This is a genomic window from Pseudoroseomonas cervicalis ATCC 49957, assembly GCF_000164635.1.
GTDB lineage: Bacteria > Pseudomonadota > Alphaproteobacteria > Acetobacterales > Acetobacteraceae > Pseudoroseomonas > Pseudoroseomonas cervicalis.
This window is the reverse complement of record NZ_GG771080.1, coordinates 1-980: the sequence shown is the minus strand read 5'-3', so window position 1 is coordinate 980 and position 980 is coordinate 1. Positions and strand designations below refer to the sequence as shown.

General features: G+C 76.7%; 2 protein-coding genes. Both read right to left on the bottom strand.

The features are described from left to right. A partial coding sequence (locus HMPREF0731_RS21830) for an MBL fold metallo-hydrolase (protein WP_007006425.1) occupies positions 1–501 on the bottom strand: 501 nt, incomplete at its 3' end. Positions 502–547: 46 nt separating this feature from the next. Continuing rightward, on the bottom strand, positions 548–980 hold a 433-nt coding region (locus tag HMPREF0731_RS21825; protein ID WP_040614398.1), incomplete at its 5' end, for a hypothetical protein.

Here is a 980-nt window from a genome sequence, read left to right as displayed (position 1 = left end):
GGCATAGAGGCGCTGCAGCCGCGCCGCCAGCGCAAAGCCGCCCTGGCGCGCGGCGGGCAGCCGGTCGCGCTCCGCCGTGTCGGTGAAGAAGGCCAGCTCGGCGCGCGGCAGCAGGATCTCGGCGCGCGGGAAATAGGCGGCCTCGCCCTCGAACAGCCCCAGCCCATGGTCGCTGTGCAGATGCGTCAGCAGCACATGGTCGATCGCCTCCGGCGCCAGGCCGAGCCGCCCGAGCGCCGCGCGGGCACCCCCGAAGCCCTCGCCCCAGGCCGAGCCGCAGCCGGCATCGACCAGGGTCAGCCCGGTCGGGCCGCGCAGCAGGAAGCAGTTGAGCGGCCATTGCGACAGGGTGCGGCCGAGCCCGCCCGGCGCCGCCTTCTCCTCGCCCCCGGGGGCGGCGGTGCCCCCGGTGTGCAGCACCGCGTTCGGCGGCGCCTCGAACAACCCGTCCCGCAGCAGGAAGACGTCGTGGGAAGCATGGTGCCGGGTGGACAGCGGCATGCGGCAGGGCCTCGTCGCGCGCGGGAAGGGGTGGGCGGGGCGGGGGTCAGCCCGCCTCGCGCAGCCGCTCCTGTAGCGTCCGCAGGTCGCGCCGCACAGCCTCGTCCTGGTGCTGCACGATCAGCGCGGCGGTGCGGGCGATCAGCGCCAGCCGCGCCTCCTCCGGCATGGCCGGGCGCAGCAGCGGCGCGTCCTCGGCCAGGGCGGCGGCGATCGGCCGCGCATTCTCCACCGACAGGCCGCGGTCGCTCAGGATGGTCAGCATGCCGCCGACGCTCTGCGTCGAGGCGCGCGACAGCCGCGCCAGCACCGGGTCGGCGCCGCCGGGGCGGGCGGCGGCGCGCTCCACCGCCGGCGGGAACAGCGTGGCGCTGATGCGGAAGACGAAGACGCTGGCCAGGGTGATCTCGTCCTGCAGCGCCATGGCGGTGGTGCCGCGCGTCGCCGGGTCGCGCAGCCGGGCGGCGTAGCGCGACAGC